General features: G+C 72.8%; 13 protein-coding genes. 7 read left to right on the top strand and 6 right to left on the bottom strand.

Features of this window, described 5'->3' with window-relative positions:
• On the bottom strand, window positions 1-2919 hold the full coding sequence (locus IG02_RS0121940; RefSeq protein WP_078854689.1) for a helix-turn-helix transcriptional regulator: 2919 nt from the start codon (window positions 2917-2919) through the stop codon (window positions 1-3).
• Between the two features lie 146 nt (window positions 2920-3065).
• Here IG02_RS0121940 and IG02_RS36765 point away from each other — a divergent pair, with 146 nt between their 5' ends.
• The 3 genes from IG02_RS36765 (at window position 3066) to IG02_RS0121925 (ending at window position 10462) form a co-directional block, all read left to right on the top strand.
• Window positions 3066-6431, top strand: coding sequence for a non-ribosomal peptide synthetase (locus tag IG02_RS36765; protein WP_030750732.1), 3366 nt, complete (start codon window positions 3066-3068; stop codon window positions 6429-6431).
• Complete coding sequence (locus IG02_RS37920; protein ID WP_051765481.1) at window positions 6424-9342, top strand: beta-ketoacyl synthase N-terminal-like domain-containing protein; 2919 nt, start codon at window positions 6424-6426, stop codon at window positions 9340-9342. The genes IG02_RS36765 and IG02_RS37920 overlap by 8 nt, the downstream gene beginning before the upstream one ends.
• A gap of 181 nt (window positions 9343-9523) precedes the next feature.
• Window positions 9524-10462 carry a tetrahydrofolate dehydrogenase/cyclohydrolase catalytic domain-containing protein gene (locus tag IG02_RS0121925; RefSeq protein WP_051765479.1) on the top strand — a complete coding sequence of 313 codons (939 nt, stop codon included), beginning with the start codon at window positions 9524-9526 and terminating at the stop codon, window positions 10460-10462.
• 186 nt (window positions 10463-10648) lie between these two features.
• Here IG02_RS0121925 and IG02_RS0121920 read toward each other — a convergent pair whose 3' ends face one another.
• From IG02_RS0121920 to IG02_RS0121910, 3 genes are all read right to left on the bottom strand, one after another.
• Window positions 10649-11455: an adhesin gene (locus IG02_RS0121920; RefSeq protein WP_234314854.1), complete on the bottom strand. Its 807-nt coding sequence runs from the start codon at window positions 11453-11455 to the stop codon at window positions 10649-10651.
• A gap of 374 nt (window positions 11456-11829) precedes the next feature.
• On the bottom strand, window positions 11830-13716 hold the full coding sequence (locus IG02_RS0121915) for an MFS transporter (protein WP_420707781.1): 1887 nt from the start codon (window positions 13714-13716) through the stop codon (window positions 11830-11832).
• Between the two features lie 501 nt (window positions 13717-14217).
• Window positions 14218-16848 (bottom strand): hypothetical protein, encoded by a 2631-nt coding sequence (locus tag IG02_RS0121910; protein WP_030750721.1) that lies wholly within the window; start codon window positions 16846-16848, stop codon window positions 14218-14220.
• Window positions 16849-17056: 208 nt separating this feature from the next.
• Between IG02_RS0121910 and IG02_RS0121905 the strand changes: the two genes are divergently transcribed.
• The 4 genes from IG02_RS0121905 to IG02_RS0121890 all read left to right on the top strand — a co-directional run bounded on the left by IG02_RS0121905 (window position 17057) and on the right by IG02_RS0121890 (window position 22094).
• Window positions 17057-17827 carry a GOLPH3/VPS74 family protein gene (locus tag IG02_RS0121905; RefSeq protein WP_030750718.1) on the top strand — a complete coding sequence of 257 codons (771 nt, stop codon included), beginning with the start codon at window positions 17057-17059 and terminating at the stop codon, window positions 17825-17827.
• 727 nt (window positions 17828-18554) lie between these two features.
• On the top strand, window positions 18555-19412 hold the full coding sequence (locus IG02_RS0121900) for a helix-turn-helix domain-containing protein (RefSeq protein ID WP_030750715.1): 858 nt from the start codon (window positions 18555-18557) through the stop codon (window positions 19410-19412).
• A 366-nt stretch (window positions 19413-19778) separates the two neighbouring features.
• Window positions 19779-19988 carry a DUF397 domain-containing protein gene (locus IG02_RS0121895; protein ID WP_030750712.1) on the top strand — a complete coding sequence of 70 codons (210 nt, stop codon included), beginning with the start codon at window positions 19779-19781 and terminating at the stop codon, window positions 19986-19988.
• Between the two features lie 507 nt (window positions 19989-20495).
• Entirely contained in the window at window positions 20496-22094 is a 1599-nt protein-coding gene (locus tag IG02_RS0121890) for a sodium:solute symporter family protein (protein WP_051765477.1), read from the top strand.
• Between the two features lie 263 nt (window positions 22095-22357).
• On the opposite strand, the gene IG02_RS0121885 is transcribed toward IG02_RS0121890, so the two are convergent.
• Complete coding sequence (locus tag IG02_RS0121885; protein ID WP_030750707.1) at window positions 22358-23473, bottom strand: ADP-ribosylglycohydrolase family protein; 1116 nt, start codon at window positions 23471-23473, stop codon at window positions 22358-22360.
• A gap of 235 nt (window positions 23474-23708) precedes the next feature.
• Entirely contained in the window at window positions 23709-26633 is a 2925-nt protein-coding gene (locus IG02_RS0121880) for a tetratricopeptide repeat protein (protein WP_063756830.1), read from the bottom strand.
• Window positions 26634-26734 lie beyond the last annotated feature (101 nt).

The raw sequence follows: 26734 nt of genomic DNA, 5'->3' as shown, positions 1-26734 counted from the left end.
TCATCGTGGTCGCTCCGCAACGATTTCCGTAACCATGGGCGCGGCGCCGTCGCCGCCGTCCACGGGAACCTCGCCGAACCGCTCCAGGGCCTTGGGCAGTTGGCTCCTGCCGCGGATGCCGAGCTTGCGGTACACGCTCGTCAGATGCGCCTCCACCGTTCGGCGCGCGAGGTACAGGTGCCCGGCGATCTCCTGGTTGGTGGCGCCGTTCGCCGCCAGCCGGGCCACCCTCCACTCGCCGGGTGCGAGCGGCGGGGAGTCGCCCGGCCGGGAGACCCGGGGGCGCCCGCCCACCGCGAGGAGTTCCTCCCGTACCCGGCCCGACAGTCGTTCCGCCCCGCACTTCCCGGCCAGCCGGTACGCCTCGGTCAGCGCGTCCCGGGCCGGTTCGTGGGCGCGCCGCGAGCGGTGCAGCCTGCCCCGGGCCAGCAGGGCGCGGGCCGACTCCAGCGGGAACCGGCCGTCCGCCAGCAGCGACAGTGCTTCCCCGATGTCCTTGAGCCCCTGGTCACCACCGCGCAGCACGCCCCGCCGACGCAGGGCCACGGACAGGGCGCGCGGAGCCCCCCAGGCGCGCGCCAGCCGCACCTCCTCCTCGGCGAGCGGATGTGCCTCGTCGGCCCGGCCGAGGCCGGCCAGGGCCAGGGCGGCGGCCGACCGCCAGGCCGACATCGCCGGATTGAGACAGCCGATGTCGGTCAGCCGTCGGCCGGCCTCCAGCAGATCCGCCAGGCCCCCGCTCGTGTCGCCTTCGACCACGCGCAGCCGTCCCCGCCCCGCGAGGGCGAGGTCAGCGACCCACAGCCGGGGAAAGTCCCCGCCCGGCTCGTCCGCGAACGGTCCCGCGGCGGGCGCCGGTCCGCTCCCCCGCTCCTCGGCAAGACGCATGGCGACGACGGCCGGACCGGCCCGCCACACGTCCCAGGGACGTGCGCGCGCCAGGCCGGCCGCGGTCGCGGTGAGCGCCCCGGCCTCGTCGAGCCGGCCCGCGTTCACGCAGACGAGGCCGTGCAGCCACAGCGCCGTGTACCTGGGCAGGGGCGCGTTCCACCGCTCGGCCTCCTCCGCGGCCCGGCCGAACACCCGCTCGGCGGCGGTCAGATCGTCCGCCCACAGCAGGATCGATCCGATGGCCAGCCAGCCCATGCTGCTCTCGTCGGTCGGTTCCGGCCCGCTGGACAGCGCCTCGTGGATGCCCTCGACGAGTTCGCCGGACGGGCGGCAGGCGAACGCACCCGCGAGCGCCCTGGAGGCCCGGGAGAGCCGCACCGCCCGTGCGGGCAGCGGGGGTTCCTCCGGTACGGGCGGCTTCCGACGCCGTACGCCCCCGGGGCCGCCTTCGCCGGCCGGCCGGTGCCGTACGCGGGCGATGCCGTCGTCGCTCAGCGCGAGGAAGAACAGTTCCGCCGAGGCGCGCCGGATCAGCTCGTGGCTGCTGCGCAGCGGGGTCCGCTCCAGCTCCGACGACAGGACCCGGTGGGCCTCGGCGGCCTCTCCGGTGATCGCCAGAGCGTGCGCGAGCCGCATCTTCCACAACAGCCGCTCCTCGGGCGAGAGCGCTCCCGCCACCGCCGACCGCAAGTGCCCCGTGGCGGAGCGGGGGTCCCGGTACAGCTCGGCCAGGCCCAGATCGGCGAGCACCTCCGCCCTGCGGTCGTCGGCCGGCGGCTCCTCCAACGCCCGGCGCAGCAGCCGGGCGGCGTCCGGGTAGCGGCCGGCCGCCAGCATGCGGCGGCCGGAGGCCTGCAGGATCTCCGCGTGCCCCGCGTCGCCCTCGGGGAGCACCGCCAGCAGGTGCCCCGCCGCCTCGTTCAGCGCTTCGGGCCGGCCGGCCAGCACCCCGGCGGCCAGGCTTTCCGCCCGGTGCCGCTCCGACGGGCTCAGCCGCTGTCCGACGGCCCGCCGCAGCACCTCGGGCGCGACCAGCACCCCTTCGGGGCCGACCGACACATAGCCCAGCCGCTCCAGCAGGGCCAGCGTGTCGGCGGCCTCGGCGGGCCCCAGGTCCAGCAGCCGCGCCGCCTGCCGGGCGGGCACCGGACTACGCAGCACCGACAGGACCCTCAACCCGTGTGCGGCGTCCGCACCGTGCCGGGCGGCCCGTGACAGGGCGGCGGTGGCGACGGCGGGCGGCGCGCACCGTCGTACGGCCTCGGCGGGCGTCTCCCCGGCCGTCGCGCGGGGTAACGCGCGCAGGACCTCGGCGACCAGGCCGGGCACGCCGGCCGTCACGTCCAGACAGGCGTCCACCACCGCGTCGCCGTCGTCGTCGCGGAATCGCCGTACGAGCGCCGCGACATCGGAACGTCCCAGCGAACCGGGTGACCAGCACAGCCGTTGGGGGGCGTTCACCACGTCCGCCAGGAGCCCGTCGGCAGCGGACCGCTCCGCGGGGTCGACGGAGACGGCCAGCAGCACCGGCAGTTGGTGGAGTCGGCGCACCAGATGCCCCAGGAACCGCAGCGACCACGCGTCGCACCAGTGCACATCGTCGAAGGCCAGCACCAGTGGCCACTCCGCCGCCCGCTCCGCGAGCAGCCAGTACAGCCGCTGACAGATCTCCCAGGGGTCGTTCTCACGTACCGCCGCGAACCAGTTCTCGTCGCGCAGCGCGAGCCGGTGCGGCGCCCGGGACGGGTCGACGGGTCCGGGAAGCGCGTCGAGCAACTGCCGTACGACGCCCCAGTCGGACGAGGCTTCTTCCCGCCCGCACCGCACCAGCGCCGTGCCGAGTCCGTCCCGCTCCACGGCCGACGCCACCAAGCGGTCCAGTACGGTACTGCGCCCGCAGCCCGCCCCGCCTTCCACGGTCACCAGCCGCGACCGTCCCCCCTCGAGTCCGTCCAACAGCTTGCCGGTCCCGCCGGGGCCGGGAACGGTCCCTCGCGTCCGTGCGCCTTCAGCGCCCTCTGCAGACATGGCGGCACGCTATACGGTTTCCGCGCCCTGTCCGGCGTGGTTATGACGGTCAAGTCCAGGGCCGGTACGCGTAGCAGGGGCGGGGGTTCCCGGGAGATACCTGTACGTGGCCGGTACCGGCCGTCACACCCACCGGGAGGGGACCCATGGCGGAGGAGATCAGCCTCAGCGCCGAACAGCGCAAGCTGGTGCTGTATCACCGGCTCTACCCGGGGGACACCGCGTTCACCCTGGCGCACGCGGAGCGCGTCCGCGGCGACTTCGACGCGGAGCGGCTGCGGGACGCGCTCGAGTACATCCTCTCCGAGAGCGTCGGACTGAACCTGGTCTTCCGGCAAGGGCCCGACGGGGATGTGGGCCACCGGCACCCCGGGCGGCCGGTGGTGCGGATCCTGGACGCCCCCGGGGGGCCCGACGCCGCGTCGGAGGCCGCCGCGGTCGCGGCGGAGACCGGGCGCACGGCGGACCGGCCGAGGACCCCGGACGAGTGGCCGCTGTACGAGGTGACCCTCTACCGGGGCCGCCACGCCGGCTACCTGAGCGTGGTGTGCACGCACCTGGTCAGTGACGCCATCACGATGTTCAACATCGCGGAAATGGCGTCGCAGCTGTACCGGGACCAGCGCCTGAGCCCGGACTATCTGGCCGGGCTGCGGTACCAGCCGGTGAACACGATGAGCCCGCACCGGACGGCGGCCGCCGTGAGCGCGTACCGCGAGCTGCTCAGCGGGGTGTCCCGGCTCTCCCACGACGAGCTGAGCGAGAAACGGCGGGCCGACGGCGCGCTGCCCGGGGTGGTCCGGCAGATCGCGCTTCCGCCCGACCTCGACGCGGCCCTCCGCTCCAGTGAGCTGACCGTCCAGTCGGGGGCCTACACGTTCTTCCTCGCCGCCCACGCCGTGGTCGTGTCCGCTCTGACGGGCCGGCCGGACGTGGTGGTGGGCGTCCCCATGGCCACCCGGCGGAACTGGCAGCAGATGTTCGCGTTGGGGTACTTCATCAACACCCTCCCGCTGGCCCTGGACCTGGACGGCGTCCCCACCTTCGCCGACCTGTGCGACCTCGTCTCGGTGCGGATCCGCACCATGCTCCGGCACAAGCTGCTCGACCTCACGGAGCACGCGCCGCAGGTGTTCGAGGGGCGGCGGACACCGTCGCTCCAGATGGACAACGCGATCACGCATTACCGCAAGGCCTATCCGCTCGACCTGCCCGGCTGCACCACCGACACCCTCTTCGTACCGCGGAGCCTGGTGCGCTATCCCCTGGCGGTCAACGTCCGTGAGGGCGAGGGGGGTTTCACCCTCGGCGTCGAGTACACCGCCCGGCTGGCCCCGGCCGACCCCGCGGCCATGCTGGTCAACGTTCTGCGCGCCGCGGTGGCCGATCCGCTGGTGCCCCTGTCCGCGATGGCGGTGCTCGACCCCGAGGCCGACCGCGGGCTGGACGAACTGGTCAACGACTACCGGGCGCAGGACAAGCCCGAGAGCGTCGACGCGTGGTTCTCCGCCACCGCCCGAGAGCACGCGGAGCGAACGGCCGTCACCGACAGCACCGGAGCGTGGACGTACGCCGAGCTGGACGGCGCGGTCTCCCGGGTCGCGGACGCGCTGGACCGGGGCGGGCACGGAGCGCACGTGGCCGTGGCCATGCCACGCGGCCGGGAACTCGTCGCCGTACTGCTGGGGGTGTTGCGCTCCGGGCGGACGTACCTACCGCTGGACCCGAACGCACCCGCCGGCCGGCTGCGGCACATCCTGGGACAGTTCGACAGCATCACGCTGGTCGCCGGCGCCGCTCTGCCGGACGCGGTCGTCGGGCGCCGTCTCTCCCCGGCGGAGCTGCTCGAGGCGGCTCCCGGCCCGCGCGACCGGCCGGACCGGTACGGTCCGCGCGAGGAGCGCGCCGCCGGCCGGGGACCGTCCGCCGAGGACGTGGCCTACATCATCTTCACGTCCGGGTCGACCGGCGTGCCCAAGGGCGTGGAGGTTACCCACCACAACGTGACCCGGCTGTTCGCCGCCGCGTCGGAGCACTACGACTTCGACGAGAACGACGTCTGGTGCCTGTTCCACTCCTACGCGTTCGACTTCGCGGTCTGGGAGATGCTGGGCGCCCTGCTGCACGGCGGACGGCTCGTCGTGCCCGACGACGAGACCGTCCGTTCCCCCGTGAACTTCGCCAGGATGCTGGTGCGTCGGGGCGTCACCGTCCTCAACCAGACCCCGTCGGCGTTCCGCAGGCTCACCGACGCGCTCGACGAGGACCTGGCCGCCGGGCTGCGAGTGCGCTGGGTGGTCTTCGGGGGCGAGGCGCTCCGTCCCGGCACCGTGGGGCCCTGGACCGCGCTGCTGGGCGACCGGGCCCGGCTGGCGAACATGTACGGAATCACCGAGACCACCGTGCACACCACGTTCCACGAGATCGACCCGGCCACCGTGGACGACCAGGACAGCGGCGTGATCGGGAAACCGCTCGCGGACCTGCGGATCTCCGTCGTCGACCGCCACTTGAACCGCTGCCCGACCGGGGTGCCGGGAGAGGTACTGGTCGCCGGTGACGGTGTGGCGCGCGGCTATCTGGGCCGCCCCGACCTCACCGCCGAACGCTTCCTGACCGGGACGCCCTACGGGGACCGCGCCTACCGGACCGGGGACCGGGCCTACGTCAGACCGGACGGCAACCTCGTCTACCTGGACCGGATCGACCGGCAGGTACAGCTGCGCGGCTACCGCGTGGAGCTGGGCGAAGTGGAGACCGCGCTGCGCGGGGTACCCGGAGTGAAGGACGCCCACGTGGCGGTGCACACGCCCGACGGCGGCGAACCGCTGCTGGCCGCCTGGATCGTCGCGGACGAGCGGATTCCGGCCGAGGCCGCCGTCCGCGCCCGGCTGCTGGACCGGCTCCCGGTGTACATGCTCCCCGCCCTGTACGTCCGGGTCGGGGAACTGCCGCTGACGGTCAACGGCAAGGTCGACACGGGCGCGCTGCCGGCCCCGTCCGGTACCCGGAACGGCCCGGCGCCGGACCCGGCGGACGCGACGACGGGCGCCGTCGCCAGGATCTGGTCCGAGGTCATCGGACGGGACACGGTCGGACCCGACGTCAGCTTCTTCGAGGCGGGCGGCAACTCGATGCACGTCATACAGGTCCACCGCCGCCTGACCCGGGAACTGCGGGCCGAGGGGCTCGAGGTCGTCGAGCTGTTCGAGTACCCGACGCCCCGGCTGCTCGCCGCCCGCCTGAACCGGCCGGACGCGGACGGCGCGCTCACCGGAGGACGTCCGGGCGGGCGGACCGGCGGGCGCTCCGGCGGGCGGGCCGTCACTCGCAGGACACCGCCGGGCGGCGACCGCAGGCGTGCCGCGCGCGCCACATCCCGTAACGGGCCGGCGTCCGGCGGCGGCCCCGACCGCATGGGCGCGGACGGCCCCGACGGCTTCGGAGCGGGCGCGAACGGCCCCGACGGCATGGGAACAAGCGGCACGGAAAGGGAGATGACGGGTGAATGAGGAGACCAGCGGCCAGGACACGCCGACAGCCGTGATCGGCATGGCCGGCCGGTTCCCGGGAGCCGCGTCGGTGTCCGAGCTGTGGCGGAACCTGCTGAACGGCGAGCGCGCCGTCCGGCGGTTCACGGATGAGGAGCTTCGCGAGGCGGGCGTCCCGGACGACCTGGCGCGACACCCCTCCTACGTGCCCATGGCCGCGGCGCTGGAGGACATCGACCTCTTCGACGCGGAGTTCTTCGGCATCCCTTCGCGGGAGGCCCAGTTGACGGATCCCCAGCACCGCCTGTTCCTGGAGACCTGCTGGGCCGCCCTGGAGGACGCGGGCCACCCACCGGGCCGGTTCGACGGACGGATCGGGGTGTTCGGCTCCAGCAGCCTCAGTACGTACCTGCTGGGGTTGATCGCGGCCGGTGAGGAACTGCCGCCCGACGGCATCAGCTATCCGCTGCTGCTCGGCAACGACAAGGACTTCCTGTGCACCAGGACGGCCCACCGGCTCGGGCTCACCGGCCCGGCGGTGACGGTCCAGACGGCCTGTTCGTCCTCGCTCGTCGCCGTCCACCTCGCCACGCAGGCGCTGCTCGCCGGCGAGTGCGACATGGCGCTGGCGGGCGGAGTGAGCGTCACCGTGCCGCAGAAGGCCGGCTATCTGTACCGCGAGGGCGGCATCCTGTCGCCGGACGGCCGGTGCAGGGTGTTCGACGCCGGAGCGAACGGCACCGTGCGCGGCAGCGGGTGCGGCGTCGTGGTCCTCCGGCGTCTCGACGACGCGGTCGCCGACCGCGACCGGGTGAGCGCGGTGATCCGCGGCAGCGCGGTCAACAACGACGGGGCCGACAAGGTCGGGTTCACCGCGCCCGGCGCCGCGGGCCAGGTCGAGGTGATCCGCGAGGCCATAGCGGTGTCCGGCCTTCCGGCCGACGCCATCGGTTACGTCGAGGCCCACGGCACCGGCACCTCCCTGGGGGACCCGATCGAGGTACGCGCCCTGGCCTCGGCGCACGCCGCCGACGGGGAGCCCCCGAAGGAATGCCATCTGGGGAGCGTCAAGGCCAACCTCGGGCACCTCGACGCCGCGGCGGGAGTCACCGGCCTGATCAAAACGGTCCTGGTGCTCCGGGAGCAGGTCATACCCGGTCAGCCCGACTTCACCGCCCCGGGACCGGCCCTTGAGGCTCACCTGGCCGACTACCGGGTCTCGGCGGAGCCGGTACGGCCCGCCGCGCCCCTCCGCGCGGCCGCCGTCAGCTCCTTCGGGCTGGGCGGCACCAACGCCCATGTCGTTCTGGCCGCGCCGCCGCCGGTCGACGAACGGCCCGCTCCGGCCGGCTCCCGCCTGGCGCTCCTGTCCGCACGGGACACCGATGCCCTGACCACCCTGGCGGGGGAGTTGCGCGATCACCTGAGGGTCCGGCCCGACGCCCGCCTGGACGACATCGTCTTCACGCTCGCCCACGGCCGGACCGACTTCGCCGCCCGCGCCGCGCTGCGGTGCCGCTCCGTGGCCGAACTCGTCGATCTGCTCGGGGAGCTCGCGTCCGGCGGCACCCCGCCGGCCGATCCGGCCGCGGCCGACTGGCTGGCGGGAGGACCACGGGACCCGCGGTCGGCCGGTGACTGCTCGCACGCCCGTCGGGTGGCGCTGCCGGGCCACCCGATGCGCCGGCGCCGGCACTGGATCGACGCACGGCAGGCACAGCGGTCCGGGCCCCCGGCACAGCCCCCCGCCTCCGAGCCGGACCTCGCGGAGCGGGTCCGGGAGGTGATCACTCGGATGCTCGACGCCCCGGAGCTGGGGCCGGACGACGACTTCTACGACCAGGGGCTCGACTCGATGCGCGCGGTGGAAACCGTCACGCTGCTGAGGGACACCACCGGACTGCCGCTCAGCTTCGAGGAGTTCGACGGTCTGCGCACCCTCTCCGCCGTGGTGGCGCACATGGCCGGTCTCGCGGGCCCCGCTTCCGATGCCGGCTCTCCCGTCCCGCCCGCGTCAGCGCCGGTGTCGTCGGCCTCGGCGGCGGTGTCGGCAGCGACAACGCGAACGGCCGGGGCAGCCGGCTTCCGCCACCTCCTCTCCAGGATCCGGGAGGGCTCCGCACCGGGACACGTGTTCATGGTGCCGCCCGCCGGCGGCACCGTGGTGGCCTACATCGACCTCAGTCGCCACATGAGGGATGAACGGACCCTGTGGGCGCTGACGCATCCCTCCGGGCAGCCCGGCCGGCACCGCTCCGTCCGGGACCTCGCCCGGCTGTACACGAGTCTCGTCCGTGAGGTCCAGCCCCAGGGGCCCTACCTGCTCGCGGGGTACTCCTTCGGCGGCAGCGTGGCCCTGGAGATGGCGGCGGAGCTGGAACGGGACGGGGAGGAGGTGGAGCGGATCGTACTGCTCGACTCCCACCCGCCCGAGGCGTACATCGGCGGCTCGGCCGACGACGCCGCGTTCCTGGCCGCGTTCCCCGCCCTCGTCGGGAAGATCCTTCCCGGTTCGGCACCCGGGACCGGGGAGGCCGGCGCCGAAGCCGCGGAGACCGTCCCGCCCCGGTCCGTCGAAGAGGTCATCGAGCGGCTCGCCGACGGCACGTGGTCGGCGGCCATGAAGGCCGAACTGGCCGGGTTCTTCCACACATGGCAGGACAACCACGAGGCTCTCAAGCGCTGGTTCCCCGACCGGCCGCTCGCCGGGGACATCGTCGTCCTGGCCGCCGAACAGGAGGAGGACCGGGCCATCATGCGTGCCCTCGACATCCGGAGGACCGAACGCGGCCTCTGGGCCCGGCACAGCTCGGGCCGGGTGGAGGTCCGTCAGGTGCCCGGCGACCACTATTCGATGATCCGGAGCCCGGAGCACCTGCCGCACCTCGGCGCGGCCTTCGACCGCGCCCTGGGTCCCGCCGGCACGCCCTGAGCACGGGCGGCACGCCTCGGCACGGGCCCCGGCCGGCCCGCATCACCCATCCGACACGCATCACCCATCCGACACGCATCACTCGCCCCACGCACGTCGCCCACTCCTCGCACACCGCCCGTACTGCTCCACACATCGCCGTCCCGGGCTGAAGATCCGGGGAACCATGAGAGGAATCCCGTTGCCCGCTCGTATCGCCACCGGCCACGCCCTCAAGCGCACTCTGCTCGACCAGGCCGCGCGCACCGCCAAGGAGGCCGACGTGGTCCCGACCGTGGCACTGCTGCGAGTCGACCACGACGACCCGATGCTGCCGGTCAACTTCCGGCTGCACCAGCAGCTGTTCGCCGACACCGGGTTCCAGGTGCGCCCGTACGAACTCGCCGCGAGCACCGACTGGGACACGCTGCGAGCCCTGATAGAGCGGCTGAACAAGGACGACGAGGTGGACGTGATCCTCGTCCTGATCCCGCTCCCCGACCACCTCGACATCCGGTCCGTGCTGGCCGCCATCGACCCGGCCAAGGAGGCCGAAGGGCTGCACCTGGACCACGTCATGCGGCTCAATCCGCTGAGCGACCAAGCGCCCACCCGGATTCCCGTCGTCCCGACCGCCGTGGTGCACCTGCTCGCCGACATCGACTACGACCCCGAGGGGCACGAGGTCGTCGTCCTGACCGACCCGGAGCTGACCGAGACCAATCCGGTGGCGAAGATGGTGGCGCGGATCGCGGCGTTCGCCGCGCTCCCGCCCAACGCCTCGGGCTGTGTCGTCCCGGTCACCCATCCCAGGGCCCGCGAACTGGCGCGATCGGCCGACCTGTTGGTGGTCTCTCTCCAGCGTCCCGCGGTGGTGACCGCCGACTGGATCAAACCCGGGGCCGTCGTGATCGATTTCAACCCCGTTTTCACGGGCTTCAGGAGGAGCCGGAAGGACCCCGACCGGCAGCTGCCCCAGCTGGTCGGCGGGGTGGACGTGGACTCCGCCGGAACCGTGGCCGGTGTCGTCGTCCCCGCCCCGGGCGGCGTGGGCCCCGTCATGCTCGGTGCGCTGGCCCAGCAGATCGTCGCGGCCACGATCGCCCGCCGGTCCGAACCCGTGGCGCTGTCCGGAGTGTGACGCCGGCGGACCGGCCGCGCGGACCACGACCGGCCCCGCGACGAGACCCACGCCCCGCCCCGGGCGGCGGCCGGAGCCGGTCCCGGGCCGCCGGGGCGGGCCCCCGCGCCGTCCCGGGACGCGTCCGTCCTCGTACGCGTTCCTCGTACGTGACTCCCGGGACGCCACGGGTCCGGCCGGTGCGCGTCACCGGCAGTCGAGCCTCATCTGCGCCGCCGCGTGGTGGGCTCCGACCAGTTCCTCGCGGCCCCAGTCCTGCCCGCGGTCCAGCATCCGCACCGTGAAGGTGTCGCCCTTGACCGCGTAGCTGCCCACCTTCACCAGGCTGCCCCGGTGCACGGTCTGCCGTACGGCGAAGGCGGCGTACGTGGAGTGGTCGTCCGACGGGTCCGCCAGCACCTTGTAGAAGGTGGGCCGGCCGGCCACGTCGCGGTCGCGGCCGGTGTCCGGTACGTGGACGGCCAGGGCGCACTTCTCGTACGTCTTGTACGCCTTGCCGAGCTCGAACGACCAGGTGGCACTGGAGTCGCCGTCCCGGTCCTCGCTGCCGGACATCGGGACCGCGGAGAACCGGCCGTCGCAGGAATCGCCCTGGTGGCCGCCTTCGCGCACCGTGTACCACGCGGCCTCGCCGTTCTCGAACCTGCCCTCCTCCCGGTAGCGGCCGGAGGGGGCGGTGCAACCGGGACCCGCCCACATCGAAGGGGCCCCACCGGACTCCGAGTCCGACTCCCCGCCCGAGGACGGTTCGGACGACTGGTCCGAGGGATCGGACGACTGGCCCGACGGGTCGGACGACGGTGGTGGTGTGGCGTCGTCCGTCGCGTCGCCCGGCCCGTCCAGACCCGGCAGCTGCGGCGGCGCGACACGGGTCGGCGGTGTGCGAGCCGCGCCGCTGTCCGTGCCGTCGCCCGACCCGGCACCGGCGACGAGCACGACAGCCGCGCTCACCAGTCCGAGCGCCACCACCGTGGCGATCGCCGTGGCCAGCACGCGCCCGCGTGAGTGGGAAGGGGGGAAAACACCACCCGACCGGGCTTCACCGCCCTCGTTCCACCCGCCGCCGGACCCGCCGCCGGACCCGCCGCCCGGCTCGTCGCCCGGCTCCGTAGGAGTGCGTATCCGGGTCTGCGTCTGCGTCTGTGTCTGACCGCGCGTCATATCGCCTCACTATGGTCTACGGCGCGGTCGCCCGGCAGGTGAAGCGATTGATTGGTTGAACATTGATTGACCTTGACCCAAGGTCAAGGCCCACGGTCGGGCTCACCGGGCCGCGACCGGCCCGGTGACGGAGGATGTGACCTCGTGGAACGCGACCTCGTGGAACTGCTCGGTACGGCAACCGCTCCCGTCCTCAGCACAGTTCCTCAGCGCAGTTCCTCCGGGCAGCCCGTCCCGCGCGGCAGCTGGTACGGCGCGGCCAGCCGGTACACCCCGGCCCGCGGCGCCAGCAGCTCCGTCCACTCGTCGCCCTCCGCCGTCGGCTCGGCCTTCATCAGACAGCCGTTGGGATTGGTGAAGACCCTGGGTCCGTTCTCGTCGGCCCGCGACTCCGCCGTCTGCCGCGGCGGCGGCACGCTCTTGCCCTCCGCGTCGACCAGGCCCAGCCACGGGGAGTAGGGGATCCGGATCAGCACCCGGCCCGCCGACTTCACGTGGATCGTCAGCTCCCCCGCGCCCGCCCGGTCCACCGTCGCGGGCGGGTCGGCGAGCGGTGTGGGGTCCTCGACGGCGAAGAGGCGCCAGTTGGCGTCGCTCCAGACGGGCTTCAGGTACGGCTGGCCCCGCTCGACGAGTTCCGTCTCCTGACCGGCGCCCCGGTCGGGCCGGCCGGCGGGGAGAACGACGTAGTGCACCGCCCAGCGGTCCAGCCAGTCGCGGTAGCTGTCGGACGTCAGGGTGTCGTCGTAGAACAGCGGGTTGCGTTCCATGTCCGCCTGGCGGTTCCAGCCACGGGCGAGATTGACGTACGGGGCGAGCGCGGACGACTCACGGTGGCTGCTGGCCGGGACCACCTCGACCCGGCCCTTCTCCGCGCCCGCGCGCTGCAACTGGTGGACCAGGGGTGCCAGCTCCCGGGTCCAGGACGCCGTGGGAGCCGTACGCACGATGTCGTCCACCCCCTTGAAACCGATCCAGAAGGAGACGCCGGCGAAGGCGAGCACGAGGGCGTACCAGCGGCGTGAGCGCGGCGCGGTGTACGGCAGGGCCGCCAGCAGGACCACGCCGCCCACGACCATGGCGAGCCGGGAGACGTTGGATCCGATCTGCGAGTCGATCGCCCAGGTCAGCAGCGTGCCGACACCGTAGACCGCGGTGGCCGTGCGGACCGTGCGCCACCGCACGGGGACGAGGAGGAACACCAGCACCGCGGTGAGGAAGGGCAGGGACGTCGAGCCGATCGACATCGGCTGGGTGCCGGAGAAGGGGAAGAGCCAGGCGGAGAGCGCGACGACGGCGGCGGGGGCGAGGCCGAGCGCGTACGCCCCGGGCCGCCGCTTGTTGAGGAAGAGCGCCGCCGCGACGACCCCGAGGAAGAGCCCGGCGACCGGGCTGGCGGCCGTCGCGGTCCCGGCGAACACGGCGGCGACGACGGCCTTGGCCCAGCGTTTCGTGCGCCAGCGGTACGGCCAGCAGAACACCGCCGCGACGGCCCCGAGCGCGAACATCATGCCGAGGCCGAACGTCACCCGCCCCGACATGGCGTTGCAGAAGAAGGCGTAGACCCCGGCGAGGGAACACGCCACGGGGTTACGGACGGCCCGCACGCGGACGAGGACCAGCGCCATCAGGGCGGCGGACACGGTCCCGGCGAGCATCATCGTCGTACGGACGCCGAGGAGGGACATCAGGTACGGCGAGACGACGCTGTACGAGACGGGGTGCATCCCGCCGTACCAGGCGAGGTTGTACGCGGAGTCGGGGTGCCGGCCGACGAACTCGGCCCAGGCGTCCTGGGCGGCGATGTCGCCGCCGCTGTTGGCGAAGACGAGGAACCAGACGAGGTGGATGGCGGCGGCCACGACGGTGGTGAACAGGACGGGACGGGCGGCCGGCCAGGCGCGGAGGCGGGCGGTGGCCCTCGGGGCCGCGTCCGTTGCCGTGCGGGTGGCCGTGCCGGCGGCCGGGGAGCCGGTGCCGGTCGGGTCCGCTCCGGACGCTTCCTCCCGGACCGGGCCCGCTCCGGCGGCAGCACCGGGTGGCGGCGGTTCTATTCGCGGCCCGGTGGCGGCTTCGGAGACATCGGCGGTCACAGACGCACCGGCGGCACCGCGGGCATCAGGTGGGCCCGAGGCGCCGCGGGCATCGGAGGCGTCGTTCGTCCCCCCGTCGGAGTCGTTACCGCCCGTGGCGCGCGTCGGCTCAGCGGTGGTCACTGCGGCACTCCCCGTCCTTCGTCTCACCGTCCGGTCACTGCCCGGTGGCCGGTCACAGTCCGGCAGCAGGTCACTGCCCGGCGGCCGGCTGTCCTCCGACCGCCCGGTGTGCCGGCCGCCCGCCTTCGGCGCGGCCAGGTCATGGGTGGGGACGCCGTCCCCGCGCCCCGCAGTTGCCCGACCGGCCGGCCGTGAGCCCGGGACGGCTCACCAGATGGGTCGTTTTGGGACGCTAGCACGCGACGCGGCCGGGGCGGGCTCCGTAGGGATGCCCGCCCCGGCCGCGTACGCGAGTCGCGCGCCGACCGCGAACGCGGGTGGCGCAGACCGCCCGACGCGTCTCAGCCGGTACGACCGGGGCGCGTCGGAACGGCCGGATCAGCTGACGCGGGTCAGCTTCGCGCCGAACCCGGGCTCGGCCAGGTCGCTCTGGAGGGCGACCGGAGCGGAGACCTGACCGGGGCCGGAGCCGACCGTCAGCTTCCCGACGACCGTGCCCGCTTCCGCCGTGTGCGGAATCGTCTTTCCGCCGTCGGTCAGCTCCACGGCGACCTTGAGGCTCGCCCAGCCGGCCGCCTTCAGGTCCTTCGTGGCGACGACCGGGGTCAGGCCGCCCAGACCGTCGTCGACATGACCGACGACGTCCCCCTTCTTCACCACCGTCCGCGACTCCAGCAGCTCCTGCGTCGCGAGCATCACGGTCTTGCTCCGCTCGTTCGCGATGTCGATGATCGAGCCGCCGGTGTGCTGGCCGAGGATGGCTCCGACGAGATACTGGTCGGTCCCGCCGACATCCTTCTTCGCGGCGAAGAGCAGGTTGCCGCCCGCCTTGGTGGTCGTACCGGTCTTGATCCCGAGCGCTCCGTCGTACGGGACCAGGGTGTTCCAGTTGCGGTGGGCCTTGCCCGACGGGTCGGTCCAGCTCGGCAGCTTCGTGATGTCCAGCAGCGCCGGATACTTCACCACTTCCAGCCCCAGCTTGACCTGGTCGGCGGCGGTGGAGACGGTCGTCGCGTCCAGCCCCGAGGGGTCGGTGTACGTGGTGTTGGTCATGCCGAGCTGCTTGGCCGTGGCGTTCATCTTCTTGACGAACGCCTCCTGCGAGCCGGCGTCCCAACGCGCGAGCAGCCGTGCCACGTTGTTCGCGGACGGGATCATGAGCGCGCTGAGGGCGTCCTTCTGGCTGAGCTTGTCGCCCTCCTTGATCGTGTTCAGCGTCGATTCCTGGTCCGTCTGGTCGTAACCGCCCTCCTTCTCGGCCAGGGCGTCGACCGTGATCCGCGCGCCGTCCTGGCCGGGCTTCATCGGGTGGTCGCGCATGATGATGTACGCCGTCATCGTCTTGGTCACGCTGGCGATCGGGACCGGCTTCTCCTCACCGAACGCGTCCACCTTCCCCAGGCCGGACACGGACATCGCGCCCTGCCCCTCGTCGGGCCACGGAAGCGAGGGCTTGCCGCCGTCGAAGGTGTACTCGGAGTCGGCGGTCAGGCCGAGCGCCGGGTCGGGCAGCGGGCGCACCGCCTGGACGATCGCGAAGATGATCAGGACGAGCAGGACCAGCGGGGTCCAGATCTTGACCCGGCGGACCGCGACGCGGACCGGGGTCTCCGGCGGCGCGGGCTTGTTCGTCAGCTCGGCGAGCAGGTCGAGCGGGGGCTTGGGCGGCATCGGCTGCTGCCGGGTCCGCTCGGCCTCGGGGATCGCGGAGGTCACCGCGGCGGGGGGCTCGGCGCCCCCGCCGGGCTTGGGCGGCTCCGAGGGCTCCGAGGACGTGGGCATGGGGGCGGCGGCGGGCTGCGCCTTCGCGGCCGCCTTGGCGTCCACGGAGCGCACGTCGTCGTCCCGGCGCAGCGGCACGAACGTACTCGTGCGCTCGGCCGGGGACTCGGTCTTCTCGTCAGGCTCGGCCTTTACGCCCGGCTCGGCCTTTCCGTTCGGCTCGTGCTTCTTCTCGTCCCGGGACGAGGGGGGCAGCTTGAGTGCCGTGGTCGGCTGATCGGCCTTCGGCTTGGGCCGGGAGGTGAAGACGGCGGTCGGCTGATCGACCGGCGACTCGACGTCCCCGCCATCGGCCGTGCCGTCCCCGCCGCCGTCAGCCTTCGGCTTGGGCCGGGAGGTGAAGACGGCGGTCGGCTGATCGACCCGCGACTCGACGTCCCCGCCGTCAGCCTTGTCGCCCCCGGTAGTCCCGGTAGTCCCGGCAGCCGCGTCAGCGGCCTCGTCGGCCTTGCCGCTCGCGTCGCCACGGGAGCCGGTCCCCGTACCGGTGGTGCCGGCTCCGGTGGCGTTTCCGGCACCGCCTTCGCCGGCCGTCCCGCCGGGCGCGGCGTCCTTCTCGTCCGCCGCCGCGCCGGCCTTCTTCCGGCCCTCCGCCGCGCTTTCCCCGGCGTCGGCCTCCGTGGCCTCAGTCGCCGCGTCGGGCACCGGGCTCTCCGCCTTGTCGGACTCACCGGACCGGGTGGACTCGGCGGACTCTGCGGACTCTCCCGACATGGCGGGCTCGCCCGACTCGTCGGTCTCACCGAGCTGTTCGGCGGACGTCTCCCCGGACTTCCCCCCCGACGCCTTCCCAGGCTTCTCCCCGGCTTTTCCTCCGGACGTCTCCCGGGACTTCTCTCCTGACTTCTCCTCGGGTCCGTCCCCGGATTTCTCCGCGCCCCCCGCCCCGGCCTCGTCCGTCAACCCGTCCCCGGGCTTTCCGTCCTCGGACTTTCCTCCGGACGTCTCCCCGGCGCGGCTCTCCGGAACTTCCGAACGAGCCGCTATACGGCTGCTGTCCGGTTCTTCAGCCCCCTCGGAGACGGTGGAGTCCTCGTCTCCGGAATCCGCTCGATTTGCAGTCGCGACCTTTGTCGACACGGCGGAACGGGAGTCCGGCACGGCGGAATCCCGTTCCGCCGCCACGGTCGACGGCCCGCTGAACGCGAGCCGCGGATCCCGTTCACCTTCAGTCGTCTCCCCCGACGACTTCCGCTGTTCCGACTTGCCGGGGGACTCGCCCGCCACCGTGTCTCCTTCGTGTCTCATCCGTCGTACCGCCGTACCGCACGGTCCGACTGCCCGAACCGTCTACCAGTGTCCCGCTCCGACACCTCGGCCTACGTGCTAGACGAGAACGACATACATAACGGTTCCCGCACAAAGCACCCAGGCACTCTCGACAGACCATTGTGAGAGGGGTCACCCTGTCATTCATCCACGCGGGGAGGCATGGATGGGCAGGAGCCGCAGAACAATTCCGGAGGAGCTTCTGCTGCTCGCTCTGGACCCGGCCACGGGTACCACAGCGCAGCCGCAGTCGCTCGACCTCGGCCTGGCCGGAGCACAGCTAGTGGAGCTGGCTCTGGCAGGACGGATAGCCCCTGATGGGGATCGTATCGCCGTGGTGATGCCACGGCCGACCGGAGATCCGACTCTGGACTCCGCACTGGAGTTGCTGCGCAGGCGCGGCAGCCCGGTTCGGGCCGTCCACTGGATCGGCGGGCCCCGACTGGGGCTGCGCCAGACCTACCTCTCACATCTGGAACGGTGCGGCATGGTGCACGCCGTCGAGGGCCAGATGTGCGGAGTGCTGCCGACAACGCGCTACCAGGCGACGGAGACGGCGATCAGCCGGGAGATAAGAACCCGGCTGGACAGTGCGATCCGCACCGGTGTGCCGCCGGACCCGCGGACCGCGGCGCTCGCCGCGCTGGCCCACGCGGTCGGACTCGGCAAGCACCTCTACCCCGGCAACGAGGGGCGCTCCTCGCGCTCCCGGCTCCGGGACCTGATCCGGCACGACCCCATGGGCGGTCTCGTGGCACACGCCGTGATGGACGTCCAGAACGGTGTGGGCGCACAGCCTCGCCGCAACACCGCCCAGGGCGCGTCCGGCGCTCCCGCGGGCGGAGGCAGGGCGACGCCGTCGGCACCGGCGGTGCCGGCATCGGGGGTGCCGTCGCAGCCGCGGCACGGCAGCATGGCCCGCGTCCCGGCGCACTGACGGGCGCGGCACTGCGGGACCAGCAGGACCAGCAGGACCAGCAGGACCAGCAAGGCCGGCGTACAGCACAGCACGACGCCGTACAGCGGACGTCACCCAGCGCGACGCCGCACAAACACAACAGCACAGCCGGCACCGCGGCAGCATCACCACCGCAGCACACCGCACCAGTGTCCGTGCCCCCGCCACGTGTCAGCGCGACGCGGCGGGCACGCACGGCGGACGACGGATGATCCCCACCGCGACCCACCGCGACCCACCGCACGCACAACGCGACACACCGCGATACAGCAACACACCGATCCGCCGCACCGACGTCCCCAGAGCCGGTTCGGGAGCCGCACACAGCGCGCGGGGCGGTCTGGCCGACAGCCAGGCCGCCCCGCGCGCCGCTTGTCCGTCCACCGCCGTCCACCGAGGCCCCCGGAGCCCCGCAGGCCGCCCCCGAGAAGCCGCACCAAGGCGCGTACGGGCACCCGAAGTTGTTACGGACCTGTACCGAACCGTGGGCCGATACCGACCCCGACCTCGACCCGACCCCGGTCCCCGGGCCGGACCCGACCGGCCGCATCCGGCCCCGGCGCCCCAGCGCGCGGCCCGGCGCGCGGCCGTCTCCGCGCACCGTTGTATTCGCTTCTGTCGCCATTTCCCAGCGAGGCCAGGGCCTTTGGTGGCAATCTGCTGAGCAGTAGATACGTACAGCTATGCAGCCGGAGGTGCAGTTTCCGTGGCGTCCAACGTCAATCCCACTGTCAGGCGACGCCGATTGGGCCAGGAGTTGCGCCGGCTCCGCGAACTCAAAGGCATGACCGCCGAAGAAGTGGCGGAGCGCCTTCTGGTGTCCCAGTCGAAGATCAGCCGCCTGGAGAACGGCCGCCGTTCCATCAGTCAGCGGGACGTCCGCGACCTCTGCGGAGTCTACGAGGTCGAGGACCAGCGCATCGTGGACTCGCTGATGCAAATGGCCAAGGATTCGCGCCAGCAGGGATGGTGGCACGCTTTCGGTGACATCCCGTACAGCGTCTACATCGGCCTGGAAACGGACGCCGCCTCGCTCAGGGTGTACGAGCCGCAGGTCATTCCCGGGCTGCTCCAGACCAAGCCGTACGCGGAGGCGCTGATCAATGGCGCGCTGCCCGAGTCACCCGTGCTCGACGTCGAGAAACGCGTCGGGGTACGGATGCGCCGCCAGGACCGCATCACCTCGACCGAGGACCCGCTGCGCCTGTGGGCCGTGGTCGACGAGGCGGCGCTGCGCCGGGCCGTCGGCAACCGGACCCTGATGCGGGAACAGCTGGAACACCTCATGGAGCAGTCCGAGCTGCCGCACGTGACCGTGCAGGTACTTCCCTTCGAGATGGGCGCGCACCCCGGCATCACGGGCCACTACGCGATTCTCGAATTCCCCGACGCGTCCGACTCCAGCGTCGTCTACATCGAGGGTGTGACGAGCGACCTCTACCTGGAGAAGTCGAATGACGTCCAGCGGTACAGCGTGATGTACGAGCACCTGCGCGCACAGGCGCTGAACGCCGACCAGAGCCGGCAGTTCATTTCGAAGATCGCCAAGGAATACGCCCTCTGAGCCGTGGCGACCGCCGACGCCGCCGACGGGACGACCGGCACCGCCAAGGCCGTGGAAGGCTGCCGTGGAAGACCACCGGAGCAACCACGAACACCGGCCCCGTTTGGCCGGTTCCCGGGCCGCCGCCACCGCTGCCTCCGCTCCGCCACCCACCTTCCGCATTGCCCGGAAATGACGGGTATTTACATTAACCCCACAGAAGCGAGGGCACGGTACACCCGAACTCCCCAATCCGGTAAGACCTTTAACGCAAACGCCATCCGGAAGAGTGAACGCCGATCCCGCCCAACGAGTGAGACGAGTAGCGTTGATCAAGCCAGCGAGGTGTTGGCGCGCATTCACATCACTTGCTGAACCGGAGCGAACATGGCAATTCTTCAGGGCGCTACGGACACGTGGACCAAGTCCTCGTACTCCGGCGGAAACGGGGCGTGCGTGGAGGTCAGGTCTCCTGTCGTCCAGTGCATTGACGTCAGGGATTCAAAGGCTCCCGCCGGCCCCGCGCTCGCTTTCGTCCCCTCTTCCTGGAACGCCTTTGTGCAGGAAATGAACAAGGGCGCTTTCGACCTCGGCTGAGTTCGGCCGAGGTTGACCACCACCGCCCTGCACCCGCACCACGCGTAGAGCCCTCTCAGGCCCGCCGTCCCGGCCGAGGGGGCTCGGTCGTGTGCGCGCGTGCGCCGCCGCACGCAACCCGCGCCTCCGCTCGTTCACGGCTCCGCGACCCGTGCTTCCGCCCGCGCCTCACCCCCTTCGCGTCTCCGCGCGCGGGACCCGCATCCCCTGCGTCTGACCGAGTTCCGACAAAGTGCTCGCTCATCGTGTTGCGCGTGTCACGCACGCGACAACGTTTCGACCGGTCAAGAGACGGCAAAATCGTTCGCTTCTCTGATCTGCGTTCATACCTGTGACGGCCGTGCGATGCCCCGAGGGACCCTTGACCCGCCCTGCACCACGCTGTTCAATCCCGTTGTCCCCGCTCCCGCACGGGGAACCGCTGCTCCCGCACGGGGCACCGCTGCCCGGACGCCCCGTACCGACGAAGTGCTTCGAGTTCATCAGGCGGACCCCTGGAGGGGGCACATGAACAGCCTCGACTGGATCGTGCTCGTCGGTTACTTCGGTGTGATGATCGCGATCGGCCTCTGGTCGCACAAGCGTGTGGACAACGTCAGCGACTTCTTCACCGCCGGCGGCAAAATGCCCTGGTGGCTGTCCGGCATCTCGCACCACATGTCCGGCTACAGCGCCGTGATGTTCACCGGGTACGCGGGCATCGCGTACCTCTACGGCGTCACCTCGTTCGTGACGTGGTCACTTCCCATCGCCATCGGTATCGGCATCGGAGCGCAGCTCTTCGCGCCCCGGCTCAACCGGCTGCGTTCCCGGTTACACGTCGCGTCGCCGCTCGAATACCTCAAGAACCGCTACGACCTGAAGACCCAGCAGGCGCTCGCCTGGTCCGGGCTGCTGCTGAAGATCGTCGATGTCGGGGCGAAGTGGGCGGCCATCGCCACCCTGCTCTCCGTCTTCACCGGCATCTCCCTCAATCAGGGCATCCTGATCACCGGCGTCATCACCGGTATCTACTGCACGGTCGGCGGGCTGTGGGCCGACGCCCTGACCGAACTGGGGCAGTTCATCATCCAGCTCTTCGCCGGCCTCGCGATGCTCGTCGCCGTCATGAGCAAGCTCGGCGGCTTCAGCGCGCTGTGGACGGTCTGGGACAAGCTGCCCGAGGGGCACGCGTCGCCGACGGCGGGGCCGTACACCGTCACGTTCCTGCTCGCCTTCCTCTTCATCAAGACCTTCGAGTACAACGGCGGCATGTGGAACCAGGCGCAGCGCTACATGGCCACCGCGAGCGCCCGGGAAGCCACCCGTTCGGCCCGGCTGTCGGCGATCCTCTGGCTCGTCTGGCCGCTGGTCCTGTTCTTCCCGATGTGGTGCGCTCCGCTGCTCGTCGAGGCGCAGAAGCCGGATGCCTCCGACTCGTACGCCCTGATGACCGAACAGCTGCTGCCGCACGGCCTGCTGGGCCTGGTCATCGTCGGCTTCTTCTCCCACACGATGGCCATGTGCTCCTCCGACGCCAACGCCATCGCCGCCGTCTTCACGCGGGACATCGCCCCCACGCTCAGCAAGGCGGCGCGCAGCTGGTCGGAGCGGACGGGGCTGCTGGCGGCCCGGCTGTCCACGATCTCGTTCCTGGCGCTGTCGATGGCCATCGCCACCCAGGTCAACTCGCCCACGTTCAAGGACATCATCACCGTCGTCATCAAGTGGGTGGCCGGGCTGATGGGGCCGATCGCGATCCCGTTCATGCTCGGCCTGCTGCGGCCGTTCCGTAAGTCGGGACCGACGGCGGCGCTGGTGAGCTGGGCGATGGGGCTGCTCGCCTTCTGGCTGGTCAACTACCCGATCAACTGGAACGTGTCGGGCGGTGTCCCGCTCGAGTACCAGGTCTCCGTGCCGCTCGCCGTCTCGCTGGTGCTGTACATCGTGATCGGGTTCCTGAAGCCGGAGGACACCCCCGGCCGGGACGCGGTGCTGGCGCGCGTCAACGACGAGGACGACGACGGCGACGGGGCCGGCACCGGGGCCGGGTCGAACGGGCCTCAGGCCGCGGGCGCGGCGCGCTCCGGCCCGGCGGGTCCGACGGACTCACCGCTGAGTTCCTGACGGGGAAGGGCCGGGCGCCCGGACGTCCGGGTGCCCGGCCCCCTGGCCTCCCTGGCCCCCTGGCCTCCCTGGCCTCCGTACGCCCGGACGCCCGGTCGCCCGGACACCGTATGCATGCGGTGCGCCGCGCAGGGATGCGGGGCGGTGCCGCGCACGCACCGCCCCGCGCACGCACCGCCCCGCACACGCACCGCCCCGCACACGCACCGCCCCGCACACGCATCGCCCCACGTCCGTACGGTGGCCTCGACGCGTAGCGCTCCTCAGTCCCGCGGGTACCGCGCCAGCCAGCCCGACGTGCTCACCACACGGCTGTGCAGGGCCGGGCCCTGGGTCATCTCCATCGCGAAGTCGTCGGCGATCTCCAGCAGGGTGGGACGGCCCTCCACCTCGGCCAGCCAGGCGGGCGGCAGCGCCGTCTCGCCGTGCATCGCGCCCAGCAGCGCGCCGCACAGCGTGGCGGTGACGGCGGAAGGGCCGTCGTGGTTGACGGCGAGGCGCAGCCCGTGGCGTACGTCCTCGGCGGCCAGCGCGCAGTGAACGGCGACGGCGAGCGCGGACTCGGCCGTACGTCCCTCGCCCAGCGCGGCCAGGCGCTCGGGCACCGGGGCCCCGAGCCGCACGGTGCCGAGCGCCAGTTCTAGGCAGTCGGTCACGGGCTCGTGCCCGGGGCGGGGCCCGAGCAGCGCGGCGGCGCGCCCGACCCCTGTCTCGATGCTCTCGCCCCGGGCCACGGCGTGCAGGATCACCGCGAAGGCCCCCGGCGCGAGGTACGCGCCCGGCGCGCCGTGCGTCTGGACCGCGCACTCGATGGCGAGCTGGAAGACCAACTGCGGCTCCCAGCCGACGAGCAGCCCGAACGGCGCGGAGCGCACCAGCGCGCCCGAGTCGCGCGCAATGGGGTTCTTGGGGGTGTCGAGCGTGCCCATGGGCGGATCGCCGAGTCCGGTGAGGACGGAGATCACCGGGTCACGGCGCGCGTACAGCCATTCCTCCTGCGCCAGCCAGCCGTTGTCCTTGCGCCGCAGGTCCGGCCCCCAGTCGCGCTGCGTCGCGACCCAGCGCCGATGGGCGCGGTAGACGTCGGTGGGCGGATGCCAGGCACCGGTGTCCCGGCGCACCTGTGCGCGGATCAGCCCGTCCACGGTGAACAGGGTCAGCTGGGTGGACGCGCTGACGGCGCCCCTGCGGCCGTACGCCGGTACGTAGTCCACGACGCCGTCGGCACCGTGCGCGGACCGGATCTCCGCGAGCGTGAGCGCCCCGACACCGACGCCGAGCGCGTCTCCGATGGCACCGCCGAGCAGACAGCCCCGCACCCGGCTGCGGAAGTCCTGCTGCTCGGTACGGCCCCAGACGGCCCTGGACGGTGTGCTCACGCGCTCCTCCCTCCCCCTGAGCCTTGGCAGGTGGCCTCCGAGCCTGGCAGGTGGCCTCGCGGACGTCGGGCTTTTCGGAAGGACTGTAATCGAACGGGAACAGCCAGTTGAGGGGTGCGGTCGTAGCGTGTCCGGCAGTCCGGCCTCGGTGCGCGCGAGGTCCGACCGAGGCGTCACGCGCCCGGCCCGGCCCGGCTCCTCGGCACCCCGGGTCCCTGGGTGTCCCTGGGGTCCCTCAGCCGCCCGCTTCTGACGGCGGGGGCGGTATGAGATCCGGCGGTTCCGTCGGCTCGGGCGGGTTCGGCCGGTTCGACGGGTTCGGCCGTTCCGACGGGTTCGGCGGTTCCGTTGGCTCCGTGGTCGCCGGCGTGCCGGATCCCATGGCCCGTACCGTCCCGGCCCGGACCGCGTGCGCCTCGCTGTCCCGGGGGTCCAGGTCCAGCGCCCGGTCCACGTCGGCCAGCGCCTCCGGGAAGCGGCCCAACTCGCGGTAGGAGCAAGCCCGCTCGACCAGCGCCCAGACGTGTTCCGGCGCCTCGGCCAGTACCGCGGTCAGGTCCTCCAGCGATTCCTCGAAGCGGCCCGCGAGCCGTCTGTGCCGTGCCCGCTCGCTCCTGACCCATACGTCGGCGGGCCGGAGGCCGACGGCCCGGTCGAGATCGGCGGACGCCCCGGGACTGTCGCCCAGTTCCTCGCGGACCCACGCCCGGTGCACCAGCGCCCAGACGTACTCGGGAGCGTCGGCGAGAGCCTCGTCCAGGTCGGCGAGCGCCTCCTCGGCCCGGCCCAGCTCGTGCCGTACGGCTCCCCGGCTCGCGAGGACCGACGTGTAGCCGGGCGAGAGCTCCAGGGCGCGGGTCAGCTCCCGCTCCGCGTCCTCGTACCGTCCGGTCAGCCGATAGGCGTCACCGCGCTCGGAGGCGACCCACGCGTTGTCCGGCTCGACGCCCGCGGCGCGGTCCAGGTCGGCGAAGCACCGCTCGTACTCGCCCAGGCTCCGGAACAGCCGGGATCTGCGGACCAGCGCCCACAGATACTCCCCGTCCAGCTCCAGGGCCCGGCCGAAGTCGGCGAGGGCTTCCCCGGTCCGCCCCAGCGCCTGCCGGACGAAGGCCCTGCTCGCCAGGAAACGCGCCTCCGTCGGATCGAGCGCGACCGCGCGGTCCAGGACGGCGGCGGCTTCCTCCGACCGGCCGGCGCGCCGCAGCGCGTCCCCGTACTCGCGCAGGACCCAGGGGGTGTCGGGGGCCAGCTCGTCGGCGCGGCGCAGGTCGTCCAGTGCCGCCGAGACGTCACCGCCGCTCATCTGACGGGTGATGCCCCGCCCGAGGTGGGCCCCGTACCGCCCGGGAGCCAGCGCCAGCGACCGGTCGTACTCGGCGAGCGCACGCTCGAACTCCCCGGCGCCGCGCAGCTCACGGCCCCGCGCCTCGTGCGCCGCCGCCCGGCCCTCGGTGTCCAGCCCCGCCCTGTCCAGCAGCAGCCCCAACCCCTCGACCACGCCGCCCTCGTCGTCGCTCAGCACGGCCCCCAGCCGCTGCCCCCACTCGCGCAGCAGGCGGTCGTCGGTGTCCTCGCCGGCCTCGGCCACCACCCGCGCGGCCCGGCGGCCCGCCGCCGGGCCCTGCCCACACGCCTCGACCACGTCCCGCAGGGCGCCCGCGAGCGCGCCGCGCGGACTCGCGCACAGCGCGTGATACGTCTCCTCGAAGCGCAGCGCGCGCCAGGCGGCGGACTCCCACACCTCGTCGGCGCGCGCCCCGGCCTCGGCCTCGGTCTCCGCCCGCCAGCGGGCGAAGCACTCGGCCAGCGCGCCGTGCCGCTCGCTCCAGCCGCGCGGCGAGCGGGTGCGCTGGAGGCGCAGCATCGGAGCCCGGACCACGTCGTGGTAGCGGACCCCGGCGTCCTTGCGGGTGGCGAACGGCAGGGCCCGCAGCCAGTCGTACAGCCCCGCCGCCTCCCGCGGGGCCACCGCCCGGAACACGTCCTCGTCCAGGCGGCGCGGCAGCGCGCAGGCGAGCGCCGTGGCGCGCCGGACCGGGTCCCGCTCCCATTTGAGGAAGCGCTCCACGGCGGTCGCACTGGGGTCGCCCACGTCGGCGCGGTCCACGGGCTGGTTCTCGGCGAGCGTGGAGACGAGGACGGGCAGCCCGCCGGAGAGCCGCAGGACCTCCTCCACCACGGACTCGTCGGTGACGTCCTTCGCCGCCAGCAGCTGCCGCGCCTCCCGTTCCGTGAACGGCCCGAGCGGCATGTCCGCCATGAAGTCCTCGATGCCGCTCCAGCCCTCGCCGTCGAACGGCCGCTGTCCGGAGAGGGTGACCACGACCTGGGCCGGCAGCGCCCCGTACCGCTCCGTCGTCATCAGATCGCTCAGCCAGGCGTGCAGGAACGGCGCGGTGCGCTCGTACGTGTCGAAGAACAGCGCGATCCAGGGGGTCTCGCGCACCGCCTCGGCCAGCTCGGCGACCAGCACGGGGGTCAGTATCCGGTCCGGCGCCAGGACCAGTTGCACGTCCTCCTCGTCGCGGAACCGGGCGCTGAGCGCGGCCCGCAGCCGGTCGGTCCCGCGCGCCAGCCGCACGGGGTCCAGCGCCCCGGCGAACGGCCCGACGACCGGCACCATCCCGAGCCCGATCACGCCGGCCGTGGCCACGGCCGTGCTCCCGGCGGACGGTGGCGGGAGCGACGCGGCGGATCCGCCGCCCGGCCGGGCGGACGGGAGGCCGGCCCCGGCGTCCCCCTCCGCCGGGGCCGCCGACGCCGCCGGGTGCACGGGCACGGCCGCCGACTCCGCCTCGTGCCGCCGCTGCCGGTACGTCGCGAGCAGCCGGTCGAGCTGCTTCAACGGGCGCCCCTGACGCCCGAACTGCTCCGCCACCACCGCCAGCGCCTCGGGCACACTGCTCACGGTCTCGTCCACGTACGCCGTCAGCGCGCCGCGCTCCCCCGCCGCCTGCCGCATCTCCCGTACGAGGGACGTCTTGCCCACGCCGGCGTTGCCGTGGACGTAGAACAGGAAGCGGTGCCGCTCGTCGTCCGGCGCCAGGTCGAAATTGGCCCGGAACGAGCCCAGCTCGTCCTGGCGGCCGACGAACCGCGTCCTGCGCCGCCGCCCGATCAGCTCGGCCATCGACGGCCGCCGCACCTGCCCCGCCATCCCCGGCCCTCCCCTCCCGACGTCCGGGCCCCCTCCCCCGCGGAGGAGCCCGTTTCCGTCGTGCGGGCCAAGTCTGGCATCCGGGTCCGACAACGGTCCGG

The sequence above is a fragment of the Streptomyces sp. NRRL F-5135 genome (assembly GCF_000719775.1).
GTDB lineage: Bacteria > Actinomycetota > Actinomycetes > Streptomycetales > Streptomycetaceae > Streptomyces > Streptomyces hebeiensis.
The sequence above is the reverse complement of the archived record's forward strand: the minus strand, read 5'-3'. Positions and strand labels throughout refer to the sequence as shown.

Excerpts from the sequence above, each read along its gene's own strand:
- IG02_RS0121940 (WP_078854689.1), bottom strand. The coding sequence starts at position 2,919 with ATGTCTGCAGAGGGCGCTGAAGGCGCACGGACGCGAGGGACCGTTCCC.
- IG02_RS36765 (WP_030750732.1), top strand. The coding sequence starts at position 3,066 with ATGGCGGAGGAGATCAGCCTCAGCGCCGAACAGCGCAAGCTGGTGCTG.
- IG02_RS0121905 (WP_030750718.1), top strand. The coding sequence starts at position 17,057 with ATGGGCAGGAGCCGCAGAACAATTCCGGAGGAGCTTCTGCTGCTCGCT.
- IG02_RS0121895 (WP_030750712.1), top strand. The coding sequence starts at position 19,779 with ATGGCAATTCTTCAGGGCGCTACGGACACGTGGACCAAGTCCTCGTAC.
- IG02_RS0121890 (WP_051765477.1), top strand. The coding sequence starts at position 20,496 with ATGAACAGCCTCGACTGGATCGTGCTCGTCGGTTACTTCGGTGTGATG.
- IG02_RS0121880 (WP_063756830.1), bottom strand. The coding sequence starts at position 26,633 with ATGGCGGGGCAGGTGCGGCGGCCGTCGATGGCCGAGCTGATCGGGCGG.